This is a genomic window from Paramicrobacterium fandaimingii (assembly GCF_011751745.2).
In the GTDB taxonomy this organism is placed as follows: domain Bacteria; phylum Actinomycetota; class Actinomycetes; order Actinomycetales; family Microbacteriaceae; genus Paramicrobacterium; species Paramicrobacterium fandaimingii.
In genome coordinates, this window is record NZ_CP061170.1 from 2,628,385 (window position 1) to 2,647,202 (window position 18,818).

Annotated in this window: 18 protein-coding genes; 8 read left to right on the plus strand and 10 right to left on the minus strand. The window is 62.9% G+C overall.

Features of this window, described 5'->3' with window-relative positions:
* Positions 1-10 precede the first annotated feature (10 nt).
* From yicI to HCR84_RS12705, 4 genes are all read right to left on the minus strand, one after another.
* Positions 11-2,311 carry an alpha-xylosidase gene (gene yicI / locus HCR84_RS12690; RefSeq protein ID WP_166980480.1) on the minus strand — a complete coding sequence of 767 codons (2,301 nt, stop codon included), beginning with the start codon at positions 2,309-2,311 and terminating at the stop codon, positions 11-13.
* Entirely contained in the window at positions 2,311-3,195 is an 885-nt protein-coding gene (locus HCR84_RS12695) for a carbohydrate ABC transporter permease (protein WP_166980478.1), read from the minus strand. The genes yicI and HCR84_RS12695 overlap by 1 nt, the downstream gene beginning before the upstream one ends.
* Positions 3,195-4,163, minus strand: a complete 969-nt coding sequence (locus tag HCR84_RS12700; RefSeq protein WP_166980476.1) for a carbohydrate ABC transporter permease — start codon at positions 4,161-4,163, stop codon at positions 3,195-3,197. Before HCR84_RS12700 ends, HCR84_RS12695 begins: the two co-directional genes overlap by 1 nt.
* 101 nt (positions 4,164-4,264) lie before the next feature.
* Positions 4,265-5,497 (minus strand): ABC transporter substrate-binding protein, encoded by a 1,233-nt coding sequence (locus HCR84_RS12705; protein ID WP_166981941.1) that lies wholly within the window; start codon positions 5,495-5,497, stop codon positions 4,265-4,267.
* Between the two features lie 301 nt (positions 5,498-5,798).
* Between HCR84_RS12705 and HCR84_RS12710 the strand changes: the two genes are divergently transcribed.
* A complete protein-coding gene (locus HCR84_RS12710) occupies positions 5,799-6,761 on the plus strand; it encodes an acetylxylan esterase (RefSeq protein WP_166980474.1) in 963 nt (320 codons plus the stop codon).
* Positions 6,762-7,093: 332 nt separating this feature from the next.
* Here HCR84_RS12710 and HCR84_RS12715 read toward each other — a convergent pair whose 3' ends face one another.
* On the minus strand, positions 7,094-7,762 hold the full coding sequence (locus HCR84_RS12715; protein ID WP_166980472.1) for an LLM class flavin-dependent oxidoreductase: 669 nt from the start codon (positions 7,760-7,762) through the stop codon (positions 7,094-7,096).
* A 78-nt stretch (positions 7,763-7,840) separates the two neighbouring features.
* Between HCR84_RS12715 and HCR84_RS12720 the strand changes: the two genes are divergently transcribed.
* Positions 7,841-8,212 carry an ArsR/SmtB family transcription factor gene (locus HCR84_RS12720; RefSeq protein WP_166980470.1) on the plus strand — a complete coding sequence of 124 codons (372 nt, stop codon included), beginning with the start codon at positions 7,841-7,843 and terminating at the stop codon, positions 8,210-8,212.
* The gene (locus HCR84_RS12725; protein WP_166980468.1) at positions 8,209-9,261 is read left to right on the plus strand and encodes a cation diffusion facilitator family transporter; all 1,053 of its coding nucleotides are present in this window, start codon (positions 8,209-8,211) and stop codon (positions 9,259-9,261) included. Before HCR84_RS12720 ends, HCR84_RS12725 begins: the two co-directional genes overlap by 4 nt.
* Here the strand turns inward: HCR84_RS12725 and HCR84_RS12730 are convergent.
* Positions 9,242-9,523, minus strand: a complete 282-nt coding sequence (locus tag HCR84_RS12730) for a hypothetical protein (protein ID WP_235940678.1) — start codon at positions 9,521-9,523, stop codon at positions 9,242-9,244. The two genes, HCR84_RS12725 and HCR84_RS12730, sit on opposite strands and share 20 nt — an antisense overlap.
* A 206-nt stretch (positions 9,524-9,729) precedes the next feature.
* On the opposite strand from HCR84_RS12730, the gene HCR84_RS12735 reads away from it, so the two are divergent.
* Positions 9,730-9,990, plus strand: a complete 261-nt coding sequence (locus HCR84_RS12735; protein WP_166980466.1) for a hypothetical protein — start codon at positions 9,730-9,732, stop codon at positions 9,988-9,990.
* A gap of 10 nt (positions 9,991-10,000) precedes the next feature.
* Here the strand turns inward: HCR84_RS12735 and HCR84_RS12740 are convergent, their stop codons facing one another.
* The 4 genes from HCR84_RS12740 to HCR84_RS12755 are packed head-to-tail and all read right to left on the minus strand — an operon-like array spanning position 10,001 to position 14,090.
* Positions 10,001-11,080: a Gfo/Idh/MocA family protein gene (locus tag HCR84_RS12740; RefSeq protein WP_166980464.1), complete on the minus strand. Its 1,080-nt coding sequence runs from the start codon at positions 11,078-11,080 to the stop codon at positions 10,001-10,003.
* Positions 11,065-11,769 carry a ThuA domain-containing protein gene (locus tag HCR84_RS12745; RefSeq protein ID WP_166980462.1) on the minus strand — a complete coding sequence of 235 codons (705 nt, stop codon included), beginning with the start codon at positions 11,767-11,769 and terminating at the stop codon, positions 11,065-11,067. Before HCR84_RS12745 ends, HCR84_RS12740 begins: the two co-directional genes overlap by 16 nt.
* A 52-nt stretch (positions 11,770-11,821) precedes the next feature.
* On the minus strand, positions 11,822-12,832 hold the full coding sequence (locus tag HCR84_RS12750; protein WP_166980460.1) for a sugar phosphate isomerase/epimerase family protein: 1,011 nt from the start codon (positions 12,830-12,832) through the stop codon (positions 11,822-11,824).
* Between the two features lie 43 nt (positions 12,833-12,875).
* Entirely contained in the window at positions 12,876-14,090 is a 1,215-nt protein-coding gene (locus tag HCR84_RS12755) for a Gfo/Idh/MocA family protein (protein ID WP_166980458.1), read from the minus strand.
* Between the two features lie 142 nt (positions 14,091-14,232).
* Between HCR84_RS12755 and HCR84_RS12760 the strand changes: the two genes are divergently transcribed.
* The 4 genes from HCR84_RS12760 (at position 14,233) to HCR84_RS12775 (ending at position 18,803) form a co-directional block, all read left to right on the plus strand.
* Positions 14,233-15,252: a LacI family DNA-binding transcriptional regulator gene (locus HCR84_RS12760; RefSeq protein WP_166980456.1), complete on the plus strand. Its 1,020-nt coding sequence runs from the start codon at positions 14,233-14,235 to the stop codon at positions 15,250-15,252.
* 305 nt (positions 15,253-15,557) lie between these two features.
* On the plus strand, positions 15,558-16,850 hold the full coding sequence (locus HCR84_RS12765; protein ID WP_166980454.1) for an ABC transporter substrate-binding protein: 1,293 nt from the start codon (positions 15,558-15,560) through the stop codon (positions 16,848-16,850).
* Positions 16,851-17,010: 160 nt separating this feature from the next.
* Positions 17,011-17,853 carry a carbohydrate ABC transporter permease gene (locus HCR84_RS12770; protein WP_338040097.1) on the plus strand — a complete coding sequence of 281 codons (843 nt, stop codon included), beginning with the start codon at positions 17,011-17,013 and terminating at the stop codon, positions 17,851-17,853.
* On the plus strand, positions 17,850-18,803 hold the full coding sequence (locus HCR84_RS12775) for a carbohydrate ABC transporter permease (protein ID WP_166980450.1): 954 nt from the start codon (positions 17,850-17,852) through the stop codon (positions 18,801-18,803). Before HCR84_RS12770 ends, HCR84_RS12775 begins: the two co-directional genes overlap by 4 nt.
* The last annotated feature ends 15 nt before the right edge of the window (positions 18,804-18,818 follow it).

The following is an 18,818-nucleotide window of genomic DNA, read 5'->3' on the forward strand; positions in this document are numbered from 1 at the left end:
CAGGCCGGGATCAGTTCTTGCCCGCCTCGCGCCACGTCCACGAGGTTTCGACATCACTTTCGACGCTCACGTCCGCGCCATCCCAACGCGCGTGGAACGTCGCACTCGCTCCCTCGGGTGACGTCACGACGATGTCGCGGTGCTCCGGCTCCCGCGACGGGTAGACGGCGAGCGTCAGACCGTCGAGGTAGTCGTAGTCCGGGCGGTCGGTTCGGGCACCGAGCGCAATGACCGAACCCTCGCGAACCCACAGCGGGATGCTGTCAAAGCCGTGTGTCTCGGTGCGCCAGCTGCCGCCGTCGACTGTCTCGTTCGTGAAGAAGTTCGTCCAGCGCCCCGTCGGCAGGTAGTACTGCACGTGCCCCGCCGCGCTGAACACCGGAGCGACAAGCAGCTGCGAGCCGATCATGTACTGGCGATCAAGGTAAGCGACTGCCGGATCGTCTGGGAAGACCAGCTGCATCGGCCGCATGAAGGGAAGCCCCTTCTCGTTTGCCTCGCTGCCCACCTGAAGCAGGTACGGCATGAGCGTGTTCTTGAGCTGTGCGAACGTGCGCGTCACATCGACGGCGCTCTGCCCCGGCTCTTCCGTTCCGTCGTCGAACAGCCACGGCACCCGGTAGCTCGTCGAGCCATGCAGCCGCGAGTGGCTCGACAGCAGCCCGAACGCCACCCACCGCTTGAACACGGACGTCTCGGGCATTCCCTCGAACCCGCCGATGTCGTGGCTCCAGTAGCCGAAGCCGCTCATGGCGAGCGACAGACCACCGCGCAGGGTCTCGGACATCGACTCGAAGCTCGACGAGTTGTCTCCGCCCCAGTGCACGGGCATCTGCTGGCCGCCCGCTGTCGCCGACCGCGCGAAGAGCACGGCCTCACCCTGCCCGCGGTGCTCTTCGAGCACGTCGAAGACCGCCTTGTTGTACAGCTGCGTATAGAGGTTGTGCATTGCGGCGGGGTCGGTTCCGTCGTGCCACACAACATCGGTGGGAATTCGCTCGCCGAAGTCTGTCTTGATCGCGTCGACACCCTGCTCGAGCAGCGTGCGGATCTTGCCCTGATACCAGGCGACGGCGGCAGGGTTCGTGAAGTCGACGAGCCCCATTCCCGACTGCCACATGTCCCACTGCCAGATGTCGCCGTTTGGCTTCTTCACGAGAAAGCCCCCGGCCGCGGCCTCGTCGAAGGCGGAGCCGCGCTGGGCGATGTACGGGTTCATCCAGACGCTGACGCGCAGGTCTTTGCCGTGCAATCGCTCGAGCATGCCGTCTGGGTCGGGAAACACGCGAGTGTCCCATTCGAAGTCCGTCCAGTTGAACTCGCGCATCCAGAAGCAGTCGAAGTGAAAGACGCTCAGCGGAATGTCGCGCTCGACCATGCCGTTGATGAAACTCGACACGGTCTTCTCGTCGTAGTCTGTCGTGAAGCTCGTCGACAGCCAGAGGCCGTACGACCACGCGGGCACAACGGCGGGGCGACCGGTGAGCGCCGTGTAGCGTTCAAGCACATCGGCGGGCGTCGGGCCGTCGAAGACGAGGTATTCGAGCACCTCGCCCGGCACAGAGAACTGCACCCGTTCGACGGTCTCGCTTCCCACCTCGAACGACACGTGCTCCGAGTGGTTGACGAGCACGCCGTACCCGCGGTTGGTGAGGTAGAAGGGAACGTTCTTGTAGGACTGCTCGCTCGAGGTTCCACCGTCGGAATTCCACATGTCAAGGCTCTGCCCGTTCTTCACGAGCGGGCCGAACCTCTCGCCAAGGCCGTAGACGAGTTCGCCGACGCCGAGCGACAGCTGGCTGAGCAGATAGCGGGATGCCGTCGGCCGACCGTCTGCCGAGGCGCCGACCTCCCCCACCGGCTCGACAGCGATGGCGGCATCCTGATGCAGATCCATGCGGCCAATCGATTTGCCGCCGCTTCGCGCGAGCACGTTGCCGTTCGACTCGAACGTGAGGTTCCACGGGCTGCCCGCCGTCACTCGCGCGGTGAGCGATCCGCTCGTGAGCACACCTTCGTCGTCGTCAATGCGAATGTCGGGGTGAGCAGCTCTCGCCCCCGGCATGTCGAAGCCGCGATGGTGCCCCGAGCCGACGTGGTTCTCGACGCGCACCTTGATGACGCCGGCAAGCGGACTCGACAGCGTCACCGTAAGCGCCGGCCTGTTGAGCGTGTCACCGCGCGACGTGATCACCCGCGTCGGAGCGGTCACGCGCACAGAGTCGCCCGTGCGCTCGATGTCGTACGCCTCCTGGGCATACAGCGCCGTGACGCCGGGGCGCGTCTGCCAGAATCCGTCGGTGAACTTCATTACTTGACTGCTCCTGCGGTGATGCCTCGTGTGAGGGTTCTTTGGAAGATGAGGAAGAAGATGAGGGTCGGAATCAGACCGAGCAGTGCCGAGGCGCTCGTCGTCGTCACGTCCATCAGGCGGTCACCCTGCAGCACGGTGATCGCAACGGGAACCGTCTGAGTTGCGTTGCTGATGAGGAACGTGAGGGGAATCAAGAACTCGTTCCACGTCCAGATGAAGAAGAAGATCAGCAGAACGCTGAGCGTCGGGCGCGAAATGGGAAACACAACGCTCCACAGAATGCGCCAGCGGCTTGCGCCGTCGAGGGATGCCGCTTCAAGCAGCTCCTTCGGAAAGGTTCCGTATACCGAGGCAAGCAGGTACGTGCCGAAGGCTGACTGAATGACCGTGAAGATGATGATGACGGCCCATTGATTGTCGTAGAGGCCCACCTGCTTGAACATGAAGTACAGCGGGTACAGCAGCACCTCCTGCGGCAGCATGTTCGCCAGCAGAATGAGCACGACGATCCAGGTGCGCCCCTTGATGCGCCCGATTCCGAGCGCAAACGCGTTGAACATCGAGATCACGACCGCGAACACGGCGACAAGCCCCGAGATGTAGATGCTGTTCCACAGTTTCTCCGGGAAGTTGACGCGCTCCCAAAAGGCGACGAGGCCGTCTGTGTAGATCTCCGTCGGCAGCGCGAGCGGGCCGGAGGTGTTGTAGTCGGCAGGAGATTTGAACGAATTGATCAGAATGATCAGAAACGGAACGGCGATGAAGAAGCCGATCACAACGGCGACGGCGAGAATAACCCAGTCGCTCGCTGTCTTGCGATTCTTCCCGCCCGCGCGGCGGATCGGCGCGCGCTTGCTTGTCGTCACGAGTTCGGTGGCCATCAGACCTGCTCCTCTTTGCGCTCGAGCCGGTTCTGGAAGGTGATGAAGATGATGCTCACAATCGCGATCACAATGGTCAGCGCTGTCGCGATCGTGGCGCCGTAGCCCACCTGCTGCGACTGGAAGAATTCGCTGTATGCGTAGTACGCGGGAACGATCGTCGAGGTTCCCGGCCCACCTCCGGTGAGCGCGTACACCGGGCCGAACACCTTGAGCGCGGCGATGGTGCAGGTGAGCACGACGACGAAGATCTCAGGGCGGATGATGCTGGCGGTGATGGCGCGGAACCGCTGAAACCAATTTGCGCCGTCGAGTTCGGCTGCTTCGTACAGCTCGGGGTCGACCCGCTGCAGCGCCGCCATGAAGATGACAACGGGGTAGCCGAGCTGCACCCAGATCATGATCACCATGATGCTGATGAGCGCGGTGTCTGGACTGCCCAGCCAATTGTGCTGCAGCCCGCCGAGGCCGATGGCCCCGAGAACGTTGTTGAGTGCGCCGTTCTCCGGCCTCAGAATCCAGCCGATCACGATCGCGGCGATCACCGACGGCATAATCTGCGGCAGGTAGTACGTGGCGCGGAGAAAGCTCGCGATCTTTCCGCCGAACTTGCGCCCGATGAGGTCGAAGAGCATTGCCGCGAGAAGCAGGCCGAGCAGCGTCGGCACGACGACCATGGCGAGAATCATCGCAATTGAATTGATGAACGACGTCCAGAACGTCTCATCGCCGAAGAGCTTGATCCAGTTGTCGAGTCCCGTCCACTCCGGCGGCTTGATGCCCCGGTAGTCGGTGAACGACAGGTAGATGTTCCAGAAGAGCGGAACCACGATGATCACGGCAAGCAGCGCCAGCCCGGGAATCAGGTAGAACCAGTAGGTTCGCGAGGTCGCGCCTGGGATCAGCCCTTCGGGCACCCTGCGCTGTTCACGCGGGCGTGCGTCGGGAGCCGCAGCCGTTGTCACCATGAGAAATCCTTTGGGAAAGAAGGGTCGTGCACGTGTGAATGCCGAGCGTTTTCAGCCAGGCCCGGATGCTGCGGGGCGGCGCCCCGCAGCATCCGCTGGAGTCAGCCGACGATGTCGTCGACGCCTGACTGGTACTGCTCGCCCAGCTGCTTCTGCACGTCGGCTGGCGACTTTGTGCCGTTCAGCAGCTCCTGCAGGCCGGCGTTCAGCTCGTCGTAGAACGTTGCTGTCGGCCAGTCGGGGTAAAAGGCGATGCCATCGCGCTCGGTGAGCGTGTTGAAGTTGGCGATGAGCTCTTTGCTCTCGTCGTTAATGTCTGCCTCATCTGCGGCGACGGGAACGCCGCCGTTGTTGCCGATGAGGGCCTGAATCTCAGGGCGCATCGTGATGTCGATGAACTGGTAGGCGAGGTCTTTGTTCTGAGCCTTTTCGGGAACAGACCACATGTTTCCTGCCGAGCCCGGTGACATCTCTGCGCCGGGGAAGAGGAAGGTGCCCCAGTCGGAGTCCATCTCGTTGTTGAAGCGGTTGTACCACCAGCTGCCCGAGACGAAGATCGGGTAGTCGCCGGCGATGAACGCGGTTCCGGCATCTTCTGCCTTGAGCCCCGTCGAATCCTTCGAGATGTATCCCTTGTCCGTCCAGTCCTTGATCGTCTCGGTGGCGTAGCTGAGCTCAGGGCCGCCGAAGTCGACGTCGTCCGTGTACAGCTGGTAGGCATCGACCCAGTCGCGGTCTGCCTTGGTCAGCGCGAGCTGGTACCAGAGCTGCCCGAGCGGGTACTCGGCTGCAGCCTCGGCAAGCGGTGTGACGCCGTCATCGGCGAAAGACTGCATCACAGAAACGAACTCGTCGAGAGTTGTGGGAACCTCGAGCCCGGCATCGGCGAACATGTCCTTGTTGTAATACACCTCGACGTACTCGCCGTAGTTGGGTACGCCGTACCAGCTGCCGGAGCCCATAACTCCGTCTTCGTTGTACTTCGCCGTTGTCTGCAGTGACGGCGCGAGCTTGTCAGCCCAGCCGTACTTCTCAACAGCGTCATCCATGTTGGTGAGAAGCCCCTGGCTCGAGAGCAGGCCGGCCGTGGCATTTCCCTTGTTGTACTCGAGAATGTCTGGTGCTTCGTCTGAGTTGAGAACCTGGCTGGCCGTCGAGCGAATCTGCTCGAAGCTCTTCTCTTCGAATTCGACAGTTGCTCCGGTCTCTTCTTCGAAGATCTTGATTGCTTCAGCCCACGCGATGCCCATGGCGCTGTCTGCGCTTTCGTAGTGCCAGAGCACGAGTGTGTCTTCGTCGTGGCTTGCTCCGGCCGAGCAGCCTGAGAGCGCCATGGCTCCCACTGCTACGGCGGCGAGTGCAGTTGCCACCTTCGATTGGCGTTTCACGGAATTACCTCCTTGTAAGGCCCTGAGCGCCGAGATGATCGGGGGGGGAGATCGCGTTTGTCTAAACGTTTCGACGCTGTGCTGTCGATGAGTCTAAACGCTTCGACACTCAGTTCGCAAGATATTTGTCGAATCGAACGACAAACACCTCGGCCGCGGGTCTCAGTACGGGTCTCAGTACGGCTCTCGATGCCGGTACTCTGGACTGCGTCCCCGTGTGCCCCTGCGCAGAAAGAGACGTACATCGATGTTCGTTGACATGCCCGAAGCCGATCTCCCCTTGTATCGCAGTTCGCAGACCGACCCCGGCGACTTCGATGCGTTCTGGACGACGACGCTGCAGCAGGCGCGCGACGCGGCATCCTCCCCCACCCTCACCCGTGTCGAGACGGGGCTCACGACGATCGACACATACGACGTCACGTTCTCCGGCTTCGCCGGGCAGCCCGTGAAGGCGTGGCTGCGGCTTCCCTCCGGCGCACGTGCGCCGCTGCCGACCGTCGTCGAGTACGTCGGTTACGGTGGAGGCCGTGGGCACGTCCACGAGAACCTGATGTGGGCGTCGGCCGGGTTTGCACACCTGCTCATGGACACCCGAGGGCAGGGCTCGGGCTGGTCAACGGGCGACACGACAGACCCCGACGGCAGCGGACCGCAGATTCCCGGCATGATGACGCGCGGCATCGACAGCCGTGAAACGTACTACTACCGCCGACTGATCACCGACGGCGTGCGTGCGCTGGAAACCGCCCGAGAGCTCGAGATGACGGATGCCGCTTGCACGGTGATCACCGGCGGAAGCCAGGGCGGCGGCATCACCGTCGCCGTCGCCGGGCTCGTTCCCGACGTCGCCGCCGCCGCGCCGTACGTGCCGTTCCTCTGCGACTTCCGTCGCGCCACCGTCATCACAGACAACGACCCATACAAAGAGATCGGGCGCTACCTCGCTGTGCATCGCGACAAGGTGGAGAGCGTGCACGAGGTGCTGTCGTATTTCGACGGCGTCAACTTCGCCCGTCGCGCAACAGCGCCGACGCTGTTCTCGGCAAGCCTCATGGACCCGACCTGCCCGCCGTCGACGGTCTACGGTGCCTTCAACGAGTGGCAGGGCGCCAAGCGCATGTCACTGTGGCAGTACAACGGACACGAGGGCGGTGGGCCGCTCGATCGCCAGTATGCGCTCGAGTTCTTTCGCGAGGTGCTGGGCTGACAGGCCCCCTGCACTTGTCGCCACGCGGCCCCAAGGGGGACGCGTCCCCATCGACGGGTCGTCGACTGCGCCTTTACGCTGTCACCATGGTTCCCACTCCCGCCGCAATGTCCTACGGCACCGCGCTCTCCCTCAACGAACTTTTCTCTTCGCCCGGACTGCGGCGTGATGTTCCCAAAATCTTGGATGATGCCGAAGAGGTTCTGCTCGCACTTCCGGGCGTCGCGGGGCGCTATCCGCTCGTCATGATCGCGACGGTGCGTCGGCTTCTTGTCGCAAAGGTCACCGGCGGGCCCAAGGGAGTGCGAGTCAAAAGAGAAGCCAGCGCACGCTCAATCACCGGCATCAGCTACACGCCCGGACTCTTCACCCGGGTGAAGGTGCACTCCAGCGAGACCCGCGATATTAAGATGATGCCCAACCGCAGAGTCGACGCCGAGCGCTTCACCGCTGATTTCGACATTCTTCTCCGTACCGGTCACCTCCCTCACTGACCGCGATTCGATGCCGCGAGCAACGGTCACTCTCGGTTGCCATGACCACCCGTGCTGACGCCAGTCGTCATGAAAGCTGTCAATCTGCTGGCGTTGCAGCCCGGTGAACGACACCGCTGTGTCGTCAATGACGACCGTAGAGCTCGTCAGCCCCAGCCCGTGTTCGGCAGCCCACATGGCGGTATCGCGATTGCCCGCTCCCCACAGGATGCGCTCATGCAGAGTTGGTGACTGAGGCATGATCGGCAGCAGATCGTCGCTGATGCTCTGCTCGGGATTGGGCGCAGCGACTCCAGCCCCGCGAAGTGCGGCGAGCATCCGCAGCGCATTGTCTCGGCCCATCTGACCTGGTCCTGTTCCCCGTGCGGGGACGTTACCGAAGTGGCGATAACCACCATCAGCAATCTCGGGCGACCCTCTGCCGATCCCCAGACGTACGCGTCCACCCGAAAGCAGGTCGAGCGAGGCCGCCTGCTCCGCAAGATACAACGGCGACTCGTACCTCATGTCGGGGTTGTAGCACTGGCGGCTGGTCCCGCCACGAATCTAACGGCACATTCATCCTCCTTATGCAATAATATGCGCATGAACGCAGATACGCAGTTATGCGGATTGGATCCCGATAGTCAGTATGTGGAACTCGCCGTTGAGGTGTTCGGCCTTCTCGCAGACGCGACGCGGGTGCGGATCATTTTGGCGCTACGGGGTAGCGAGGAGCTGCCGGTGCACCGTCTCGCTGAGATCGTGGATAAGTCCCCGGCGGCGGTGTCGCAGCATCTAGCAAGACTGCGCATGGCACGGATCGTCACGACTCGACAAGACGGGCAGCGCGTGTACTACCGGCTGGCGAACGAGCACGCCTCTCAACTGGTATCGGACGCGATCTTCCAGGCTGAGCATTCCGTCGCCAATGGGCAGGTCCCGGCGCACCACCACAAGGACCGAGAAGAAGCATGAGCGCCCACGACCACCCCCATCAGATCGACGCCGATCACGAGCATGCGGCGCAGTCCCACGAACACGGTCATGGGCACTCCCACAACCACGGCGAGCACGGCCACTCACACCCGACAGGGTTCAAGGGCTTTCTCTACGGGATCTTCGTCCCGCACTCGCACGACGCGGCCGACTCGATCGACGACGCGATGGAGGCGCATTCCGAGGGGATCCGGGCGCTGAAGATTAGCCTCGTGGTCATGCTCGCGACCACCGTGGTGCAAGCGGTGATTGTCGCTTTCTCGGGGTCGGTCGCGTTGTTGGCGGACACGATCCACAACCTGTCCGACGCCCTGACCGCGGTGCCATTGTGGATCGCGTTCGTCCTCTCGCGGCGCGTTGCGACGCGGAAGTACACGTACGGCTTCAACCGAGCCGAGGACCTCGCCGGCCTCTTCATCGTCCTCATGATCGCGCTGTCTGCTGTGATCGCAGCGTGGGAGGCGATCGACCGCATGATTCATCCGCGTGCGATGGAGAACGTCGGCTGGGTGATCGCTGCCGGCGTCGTCGGCTTTCTCGGTAACGAGGCCGTCGCCGTCTATAGGATTCGTGTCGGGAGGAAAATCGGCTCGGCGGCTCTAGTCGCCGATGGCATCCACGCCCGAACTGACGGGTTCACCTCACTTGCCGTCGTTGTCGGCGGCATCGGCGTCCTCTTGGGCTTCCCGCTGGCCGATCCGATCGTTGGCTTGCTCATCTCCGCCATGATCGCAGTGCTGCTCGTCGGCACGGTTCGCTCAGTCGGCCGACGGTTGATGGACGGCATCGAGCCTGAGCTCGTCGACCGAGCCGAACACGCCCTGGAGCACCTGGCCGAGGTCGAGTCGGTCGAGCGCGTGAGGATGCGCTGGGTGGGCCACCGCCTTTACGGCGACGCCGTCGTGCGCACCACGGCGACGAGCCTCGCCGACGCAGACCGCCTCGCGGAGGACGCCGAGGCATCGGTTAGAAAGCACATGCCAAACGTGGACGAGATGACCATCAAGGTCACAACGGCCGGGACGTGACATTGTCGATCTGGAGCATGCCTGGTGGCGACCTCTGCCACCGGGGCCACTTCGGCAACCCGCAGCCCTTCCATGCCTCCACCAGACCGGCGACGCAGCGGACGGACGAGAAGAGGGCGTAGCCGGCACCGGCGAGGCCCACGCCGACCACGAGCCAGCGCCCGATACCGAGCCACATGCTCCCGTCCACGTCCAGGGCCCACTGAGCGCCCGTGATGAGCCCGGCGACGGCTATCCAGGCCCCGGCGATGACCACTGCCACCGGCAGGAGGGTGAGGCCTGGAGCTTCTCAGCCGCCGAGGGTGCTCTCGATCTCACTCAGCCTGCTCTCGACGCTCTCTATCTGCGACGACCTGTTGACGGACGGCTGCGACGTCGACGGCAGGGCCTCCAGCTCCTCCTTGGGCTGGGCCGCTACGACTACGCGGTGCTGCTGACGCTGCATCGGGCGCCGGAGAACACAGCACCATGGCCGATCTCAGCGTCATCACGTCGGGGTCATACTCGCGACTGTCGCACCGTCACTCGGTTGGACGAGCAGGGCTTCGTCACCAGAGAGCGGCGCGGCGCCAACTGCTACGTCGCGCGTTTCTCTCTGCTGCCGCGACGCACATGGCCGAGATCAGACGCCTGGTCGTCGACGATGTTCCGGCCGACAAACGAGCTGAACTCACGACGTTGCTTCGGCCCATCGCCGACAATCTTCGCTTAACGGTGCCTCGGGGCTGACCCCGTCCGTTCAGCGCAGCGGCACTGCCTCCGGCCGCTCGACTGTGCTGGTGATGTCGATGACCCGGTGCTCATCGCCTGCACGCAGAATCGCGTCCATGATCTCGAGAACATGAAAGGCCATGTCGCCCGACGCGCGATGAGGTCTGTCCTCGTCGAGCGCCTCCGCGAGGTCGACGATGCCGATGCCACGCCCGCCGTCGCGGAAACCCGCGGCGTCGTCAAGCGGCATCCACTCGGCGGTGTCTTGCGTCCACACCTCGCCGACGTGCGAAAAGTTGTTGGGGTCGGGAACGACGATCGTGCCCGCCGTTCCGTATACCTCGAACAGCGGCGCCCGCGTTGCCCACACCTCAAAGCTCATGGTCACTGTCGCGGTGACACCGGAGGCATGCTCGAGCAGAGCGGTGATATGCGTGTCGACGGCAACAGGCAGCGGCTGCCCGGCAAGCGGGCCTTGCGACACGGTGCGCTCTCGATCGGAGCGCGTCACGGTTCCCGACACTCGCGTCACCGCACCGAACAGCGTCACGAGACTCGTGAGGTAGTACGGGCCCATGTCGAACAGCGGACCGCCGCCCGGCTGGTAGTAGAAGCCGGGGGCCGGGTGCCAGCGTTCGTGTCCCGGTGCGCTCCAGTGAACGGATGCCGCAACCGGCGCCCCGATGCGGCCGGCGTCGAGCGCGTGCCGCGCCGTCTGCACTCCGGTGCCGAGCACGGTATCGGGGGCGCATCCGACGCGCAGGCCCGTGTCGCGAGCGAACTCGAGAACGGGCGCCGCCTCGGCCGGAGTGAGCGCGAGCGGCTTCTCGCCATACACATGCTTTCCCGATTCGAGTGCGCGCAGCGCGATCTCGGCGTGCGCGGCAGGGATCGTGAGGTTGAGCACGAGGTCGACGCCGGAGTCGGCGAGCAGCGCGTCAACGCTGAGCGCCCTGACGCCGCGCTCAGCTGCAACAGAATCCGCCCGGTTCTGGTCGACGTCGGCGACAGCGACGATCGAGACGCCCGCGTGCTTCGGAAGCTCGGCGAAGTACTGCGCGCTGATGTTGCCGACGCCGATGATGCCAATGTTCACCGTGCTGCCCACAGGAGCCCCCTCTCGACGATCGTGCGAACGTTCGGGTTGTCGAGAACCTCAAGGCGGTGCCCTGCCGTGCAGACGAAGATGCGCCCTGCTCCCCACTGACGCGTCCACACGGTCGGCGTCGTCACCGGCGCCGACCAGGCATCGAAGTCACGTGCGGCAACGGTCGTCGTGGCAAGCACATCGTTGTAACTGTCAGAGAGCACCCAGTACTGCTCGGTCGTGAGCTCGAAGTCGTCGAGCCCGGCGACGATGGGGTGATCGGAGCGCTCGGAAACGATGTTCACCGTGTGCGTGACGTAATTGTCTGCCTGTTCCCCTGCGAGCTGATCCTTCGGAGCCTTCGCGGCGTGGTGGGCGAACTGCCCTCCGACCATGTGCAGATAGTCAGCGCTGTTGCGGTACGAATCGGCGATGCCGCCGTGCCACCCGCCGAGCCCGGTGCCCGCGCGAACCGCCCTGATCAGTCCGCGCAGCTCATCGTCGGCGATGGTGTTCATGGTGTTCGTCTGCACGATGAGATCGACGGTCGAGAGATAGTCGCTCTCTGTGTAGACAGCCGTCGATTCTTCGACGCGCACATCGAAGCCGTTCTGCTCCAAAAATGGAATCACGCTGTTCGTCGTCTCGACGGGCTGGTGCCCGTCCCATCCTCCGCGCACGATGAGTGCCTGCCTGCGGTTACTGCTCATTGTCCTTGTATCTACTTCCCTGTATATCTATGAATGCGTTGTCTTCTGGGAGCTATTTCGTCTGCGAGAACGCCGCGTCGAATGCAGCATCCGGTGGCGTGATCTGCGCCAGAGTGCGCACGAAGGCGAGAGCTTCGGGGCCGCCGACGAGCCGGTCCATGCCGGCGTCTTCCCATTCGACGCTTGTCGGCCCGTGGTATCCGATGGAGTTGAGCGCCCGAAAGATCGGACCCCAGGGAACATCGCCGTGGCCCGTCGAGACGAAGTCCCACCCGCGTCGAGGATCTCCCCAGGGCAGGTGGGAGCCGAGTCTGCCGTTGCGACCGCCCGTGAGCTGCACAACGGACTCCTTGCAGTGCACGTGATAGATCTTCGGCGCAAAGTCGAGAAGGAACGTCACCGGGTCGACCTGCTGCCAGACGAAGTGGCTGGGGTCGAAGTTGAAGCCGAACGCGTCCCGATCGCCAATCGCCTCGAGGGCGCGCTTCGCCGTCCAGTAGTCGTACGCGATCTCTGAGGGGTGAACCTCAAGGGCAAATCGCACTCCGACCTCGTCGAACACGTCGAGAATCGGGCTCCCCCGTTCGGCGAAGTCTCGGTAGCCCGCCTCGATCATGCCGTCGGGCACGGGCGGAAACCCGGCGACGGTCTTCCAGATCGCCGATCCGCTGAAGCCGGTCACCACGTCGACGCCGAGCGCCGCAGCAGCCCGTGCCGTGTCTTTCATCTCTTCCGCGGCGCGCTGACGCACACCCTCGGGGTCTCCGTCTCCCCACACGTGCGGAGGCAGAATGTCTTCGTGGCGCTCGTCGATCGGGTCGTCGCACACGGCCTGCCCGACGAGATGGTTCGCTATCGCGAACACACTCAATCCATTGCGCTCGAGAATCTGCGTGCGCTCGCGCACGTACTCGGGGTCGGTGGCTGCACGGCGCACATCGAGGTGGTCGCCCCACGAGGCGATCTCCAGTCCGTCGTACCCCCACTCGCCAGCAAGGCGAGCGACCTCCTCAAACGGAAGGTCTGCCCACTGGCCCGTAAACAAGGTGATCGGTCGCGTCATTGCTCGACTCCTTCTCTTCTGACGTTTTTCGCGCTGGTGGTTCTCACGCCGACTGCCATCTCGAGTCGTGCGCTGCACTGTGCTCGACAGCATCCAGAACCTGCTGCACCTGCGCGGCATCCGAGAATGACGGTCGCGGCTGACTGCCCTCGGCGATGTTGTTCACCAGGTCGACAACCTGGTGGGTGAAATTGTGCTCGTAGCCGAGCCCATGACCGGTGGGCCACCAGCGTCCGACGTACGGGTGCTCGGGTTCGGTCGCGATGATGCGCCGGAAGCCGATTGCCTCGGCGTCGTCTCTTCCGTCGTAGTAGTTCAAAATGTTTGACTCTTCGAAATCAAATGAGATGGATCCGAGGCTGCCGTTTACCTCGATTCGCATCGCGTTCTTGCGGCCGAGCGCGAAACGCGTCGCCTCGAAGACGCCGAGAGCGCCGCCCGAGAACCGTGCGCTGAAGATCGCCGCGTCATCCACTGTCACGGAACCCTTCTCTGCATTCGCCGCGGCACCGTGGCCGCCGAGCCCGACGAAGTCGCCGCCGACGGGGCGTTCGCCCACGAACGTATGTGTCAGCGCAGACACGCCCTCGATGCTCTGCCCGGTGATCCACTGCGCCAGGTCGATGCTGTGAGCGCCGATGTCGCCGAGGGCGCCGCTTCCGGCCTTCTCGCGGTCAAGCCGCCACGTGAGCGGCGCGTTCTCGTCACTCAGCCAGTCCTGCAGGTACTGGGCACGAACATGACGGATGCTGCCGAGCCGTCCCTCTTCGACAAATCGGCGCGCGAGGCTCAGCGCGGGCGTGCGCCGATAGCTGAACCCGCACATCGCGAGCACGCCCTGCTCAGCAGCGCGCACGGCAGCCTCTGCCATCTCGTTCGCCTCGTCGACCGTGTTCGCAAGCGGCTTCTCGCACAGCACGTGTTTGCCCGCAGCCAGCGCGGCGAGCGCGATTTCGCGGTGCGTGTTGCCCGGCGTGCAGATGTCAATGAGGTCGATGTCGTCTCGGGCAATCAGTTCGCGCCAGTCTGTCTCGACCGAGTCCCACCCCATCCGCGCAGCAGCTTCGGTGGCTGCCTCCCGATTGCGGCCGCAGATCGCCGTGAGCTCTGGCTTCAGGGGCAGATCGAAGAAGCGCGGTGCCGTGCGCCATGCGTGTGAGTGAGCGGCTCCCATGAACGCGTAGCCAACCATGCCCACGCGCAGTGAGGCTGTGCCTGATACATTTTCGTGAAAGTGTTTCGTTGCACTCTTCTCCATAGTTCGAGACAGTAGCAGAACATCAATCACTCCCCAAGGGGCAAAAATCGCTGTCATCGTCCTGCGCGAACCACGCGGCGATCCTCTGGGTGCAGATCATCGCTCGCGCTACGATAGAAAAAATTTCTCGATTGGAAACGCCGTGGCCCAAGCCCGACCGACACTGCAGACCGTTGCGCGCGCCGCGGGAACGTCCGTCGCCACTGTCTCGAAGGTGCTCAATGACCGCCCGGGCGTCTCCGCTGAGACACGGGAGAGAGTGATCGAGGCACTTGCCTCATCGAAGTACGAGCGATCGACGGACGATGCCACGGCGCGCCGGCAGTACATCGTCTGCTCGGCAGAGAATTTTGCCACCCCCTACTCGTCAACGATCCTCAGCGGAATGGTGAACGCGGCTTCCGGCTTCCACATCGACCTTGTTGTGCGCTCTCTCAACGATGCAGCACGGGTCAGCGACGCAGAGAGCGCCAGTTCATGGGTTCGCCAGATCTCGGGAGCGCTCGGCGTCGTCGTCTTGACCACGTCGCTGTCTGCAGAACTCGTTCACGCGATCCGCCGCGCTCAGGTTCCCATCGTCACGATTGACCCCATCGGCACGAGCGATTCAAACTTCGTCTCCATCAGCGCGACAAACTGGATGGGTGGGCGCACCGCAACGGATCACCTCATTGAGCTCGGCCACCGCAGGATCGCGTGGCTTGGCGGAGTTCCTGATTCGGCTCCGTCCATCGAACGACGACTTGGATTCGTGTCGGCCATGCAACAGGCAGACCTCTCGATCGACGATCGCTACGTTAGCGCCGATGACTTCTCTTTCGAGAGCGGGCTCGAGCGCGCACGGTCGCTGCTGGCCCTTCCGACACGGCCAACCGGCTTCGTCTGCGCCAACGACGACATCGCTCTCGGCGTCGTGCAGGCCGCACGCGAGCGGTCGCTCGAGATTCCCGGCCAGGTGTCGATCATCGGGTTCGACGACGTTCCCCAGGCCCGGCAGCTCAGCCCGAAGCTCACAACGGTGCACCAGCCCCTCACGGGCATGGGCGCTATGGCCGTCGAGACCCTGCTGAGCCTCTCCCGAGGCGGCAGCCCCGCGTCGTCGCAGATTCAGCTTGCCACCTCGCTCGTCATCCGTGACACGACGGGAAAGCCAGGCAGCTGATCCGGCGGGTTCCGCATGCGCACGTTCACATCCGCGCGCTTCCGCGGTTCCGGGGTTCGTCAGCGATAACGCGCGAGCATCCGTCATGTTCGACGCCGTCAAACGCAGCGGCGCCACGCTTGTCGACTCCCCCGCGCCCTTGACATTTGTCGGGAGCATGGATAAATTCACAACTAGAAACATTTACGAAATACTTTCGCTGTGAAGGATGCTGAAGAGCACCGAAGGGGCGCAATTGTGCGCCCTCGCCGTTCGCTAGCGGACGTCACCGCGTCCACGGGCAGAGTCAATACAAAGGAGTACCTATGAATGGCCGTATGAGGGTTGCAGCAGCGTCGTTGCTTGCCCTCTCCCTGACGCTGACAGCCTGCAGCGGCACATCCGGGCAGGCGAGCACAGATGATGTGAAGCTCACCGTCTGGAGCTGGGATGGAACCGTCGAGGCAGCAGTCGAAGGCTTTCAGGAGGAGCACCCGAACATCACAGTTGATGTGGTCAACGCTGGTTCCTCGTACGACGAATACAAGGCGCTGGACAACGCCATCCAGGCGGGTTCAGGAGTGCCCGACATCGTGATGTTCGAGTACTTCTCGATCCCGTACTTCGCGATCCCCGGAAAGCTGACCGACCTCAGCGAGCAGGCCGCAGGCTTCAAAGACGACTACGTTCCTGCCGCGTGGAATAACGTCAGCATCGACGGCGGCGTCTACGCGCTGCCGTCAGATTACGGCCCAGCCGCGATGTTCTACAACCAGGCGACGTTCGAGAAGGCCGGCGTGACGGAGGCGCCGACGACGTGGGACGAGTTCTACGAGGCTGCGAAGAAAATCCACGCGCTCGGTGACGAGTACTACATCACCAACGACTCCGCCGACATCTTCATGCTGCTCTCTCTCATCTGGCAGGCGGGCGGACGTCCGTTCGACGTCGATGGCACGAACGTGTCGATTGACTTCGAGGGTGCCGAAACCACGCAGGCAGTCGAGTACTGGCAGAAGCTTCTCGACGAAGGCCTCATCAATACCGAGATTGCCGGTTGGTCTGACGAATGGAACCGTGCGCTCAACGACGGAACGCTAGCCACGCAGATCACGGGAGGCTGGCTGACGTCGACGCTTCCCGAACGTGCCCCGGATGCCGCAGGGGACTTCCGTGTCGCCCCGCTTCCGCAGTGGGAAGAAGGTCCGCAGGTCGGCGCAGAGAACGGAGGCAGCGCGATGGGCATTCCTGAGGCGTCACAGAACAAGGAAGCTGCCTTCCTGTTCCTCGAGTACTTCACGCATGGCGACGGCGTTCAGACGCGCGTTGACGAGGGCGCTTTCGTCCCCAATACCAAGATTCTCGAGAGCGACGAGTTCCGCAACCAGACAAACGAATACTTCGGCGACCAAACCTACAACGCCGTGCTGGCGCAGGCATCAGAGAACGTCGCAACCGGATGGCAGTACCCGCCGTTCTTCGAGTGGGCGCGCACGGCATACGGAGACATCTCGGCCGATTACTACTCCACGGGGAACGGTTCACTTGCCGAGATTCTCGACGAGTGGAAGACGCAGATGACCGACTACGGCAACGAGCAGGGCTTCACCGTCAAATGACCCGTGTGCTGTGCCGCGCGCCTCGAGCGGCACAGCACGCGCCCGATCGAAAGGCAGGTCGCTCTCGATGAGTGCCACCGTTCGAACTTCAGCTCCGCACGGGCTGAAAAATGCGCGCCCGGTGCCGCCACAGCGTCGCCGACACCGTCAAACCGGTCTCTTGTTCATCGCACCGTTTGCCGTGCTGTTCGCTCTCGTGTTCATCATTCCCATTGGCTTCGCCGCGTATCTCAGCCTGTTTCAGGACAAACTGATCGGCGGCCAGGTATTCGTCGGGCTCAGCAACTACATCCAACTTTTCGGCGACGCGAAGTTCTGGAACGGCGTCATCCGGGTCATGGTCTTCACAGCGATTCAGGTGCCCGTCATGCTGATCGTCGCCATGTCACTGGCGATGGCCCTCGATTCCAAACGGCTTCACGGCACCAAATTCATGCGCATCTCGGTATTTCTGCCGTACGCCGTTCCGGCCATCGTGTCGACACTGATGTGGGGCTTCATGATGGGCACGAAGTACGGTCTCATCGGAAATCTCAATGAGGCAGTGGGAACATCGATCGACCCGTTCAGACCGGACACCACGATGATCTCCATCGGAATCATGATCACGTGGGCGTTCACCGGCTACAACATGCTCATCTTCTACTCCGCGCTCAAAGCGGTTCCGCACGAGCTCTATGAGGCGGCGGCGATCGACGGCGCCACAGAGTTTCAGGTCGTGAAAATGATCAAGCTTCCCGCCTTGCGCGGTTCACTTGTCGTGACGATCATCTTCTCGATCATCGGAACGTTTCAGATGTTCAACGAACCGCAGATCCTGTCATCGATGGTGTCAAACAGCGGAATCACTACCTACTACACGCCCAACCTCTACGCCTACAACCTGGCGTTCACGGGCTCTCAGCAAGGCTATGCCGCTGCGCTCGCGCTGGTCATGGCTGCGATCACGATCGCCATCGCCTACGTCGTGCAGATCAGAGGAATGAAGGACGCACTCGAATGAACACGCTGAAGACCCCAGATGCACCACGGTCCGAACGCACATCGAAAAGAGACAGGGTGGCGGATGCCGCAGCCGCGAAGCCGCGCCAGCTCTACACCGTGGCGAATCCGAAGAAGAACGCGACGCTCACGTTTGTGACGGGGCTCTTCACCGTCTACTGCCTGCTGCCGCTGGTCTGGCTGCTGATCAACGCGACGAAATCGCAGGCCGACTTCATATCGTCGTTCGGCCTCAGCTTCGGCTCGCAGTTCTCTCTGTGGCAGAACATCGTTGACGTCTTCACGTTCCAAGACGGAATCTTCTCGCGGTGGCTCCTGAACACGCTCCTCTACGTCGGCGTCGGCGCCACTGTGTCGACGGCACTGGCTGCGCTGGGCGGATACGCGCTGGCGAAGCTGCGATTCACGGGCAAGAAGGTCTTCCTGCTCATCGTTCTGGGCTCAATCTCTGTTCCCGGCATCGCCTTGGCGATTCCGCAGTTCCTACTTTTCGCGAACCTTGGGCTGACAAACACGCCGTGGGCGATCCTCATTCCCTCGTTCATCAACCCGTTCGGGCTGTACCTGATGTGGGTGTTCTCTGCTCAGGCGGTGCCAACCGGGCTTCTCGAAGCGGCGAAGATCGATGGAGCGGGTGAGTTCCGCACATTCGCCCAGATCGCCCTGCCGATGCTCACTCCCGCGGCAATCACCGTCCTTCTCTTCTCGTTTGTGTCGATCTGGAACAACTACTTCCTGCCGCTCATCATGCTGAAGGATCCCAACTGGTATCCGCTCACAATCGGCATCGATCAGTGGAACAAGATGGGCTCGTCCGCAGGGAACGGCATCCTCATCCAAAACCTGGTGCTCACGGCATCCTTGCTCACGATCATTCCGCTGATCATCGCCTTCCTCAGTCTGCAAAGATACTGGCAATCAGGCTTGGCGCTCGGCGCTGTCAAGGGGTGAGAATTCGCTAGTTGA